At 66.7% G+C, this 1264-nt stretch carries 1 protein-coding gene; it reads left to right on the top strand.

What is annotated here, in order from left to right:
• Nucleotides 1-69: 69 nt before the first annotated feature.
• Nucleotides 70-1232 (top strand): IS3 family transposase gene (locus ACN6LB_RS45800; protein ID WP_445031097.1). Its coding sequence is split into 2 segments (ribosomal slippage): nucleotides 70-354 and nucleotides 357-1232, totalling 1161 coding nucleotides; the frame shifts between segments, so codons are not numbered across the junction.
• Nucleotides 1233-1264: the final 32 nt, after the last annotated feature.

Below are 1264 nucleotides of genomic sequence, written 5' to 3'. Positions count from 1 at the left end.
GGGTCTGCCGCACGATCGGGTGACATCTGAACTGGCTTGCCCTGTGGGGCGGGTGGGAAGGATGTCGCTGTGCCCAAGCCTTATCCGGAGGAGTTCCGCCAGGACGTCGTGCGGGTCGCGAGGAACCGTGGGCCGGGTGTGACGGTCGAGCGGGTGGCCACCGACTTCGGAGTCCATCCGATGACGTTGTGGAAGTGGATGCGTCGCGCGGACATCGACGACGGGGCCAAACCCGGAACGACCAGCCAGGAGAGTGCCGAGCTTCGGGAAGCGCGTCGGCGGATCAAGCTGCTGGAGCAGGAGAACGAGGTCCTGCGGCGGGCTGCGGCCTATCTGTCGCAGGCGCATCTGCCGGGAAAAGGATCTACCCGCTCGTGAAGGAGCTGGCCGGGGACGGGGTGCCCGTCACGGTGACGTGCCGGGTGCTGAAGCTCGCCAGACAGCCCTACTACCGCTGGCTCGACAAGCCGGTGGCCGACGCAGTGCTGGAGGAGGCGTATCGCGCGAACGCGTTGTTCGAGGCTCACCGCGACGACCCGGAGTTCGGCTACCGGTTCCTTGCCGATGAAGCCCGTGGTGCCGGGGCCGGGATGGCGGACCGGACCGCGTGGCGGATCTGCCGGGACAACCGTTGGTGGAGCGTGTTCGGGAAGAAGCGCGGCAAGAGCAAGAAGACCGGCCCGCCGGTGCACGACGATCTCGTGAGCCGCGACTTCACCGCATCCGGCCCGAACCGGCTATGGCTCACCGACATCACCGAACATGCCACCGGTGAAGGGAAGTTGTACGTCTGCGCGGTCAAGGACGTCTTCAGCAAGAGGATCGTGGGCTACTCCATCGACGTGCGGATGAAGTCCCGTCTGGCCGTGACCGCTCTGGACAACGCCGTGGCCCGACGTGGCCAGGTCGACGGGTGCATTCTGCACAGCGATCGCGGATCGCAGTTCCGGTCCCGGAAGTTCGTCCAGGCCCTCGACCGTCACCGGATGACAGGCTCGATAGGGCGGGTCGGGGCGGCAGGCGACAACGCGGCCATGGAATCCTTCTTCAGCCTGCTGCAGAAGAACGTCCTCGACCGCCGGATGTGGGCCACCCGCGAGGAACTGCGAATCGCGATCGTGACCTGGATCGAGAGGACCTACCACCGGCGCCGCAGACAAGCCGCGCTCGGCCGGCTGACCCCCGTCGAATTCGAGATCGTCATGACCACACCGGCCCCCCAGGCCGCGTGATCGAACCTGTCACCCGAACCTGCATCAGACCC

The organism is Streptomyces sp. SAS_270 (assembly GCF_052543295.1).
This window is presented reverse-complemented; position numbering and strand designations above follow the sequence as displayed.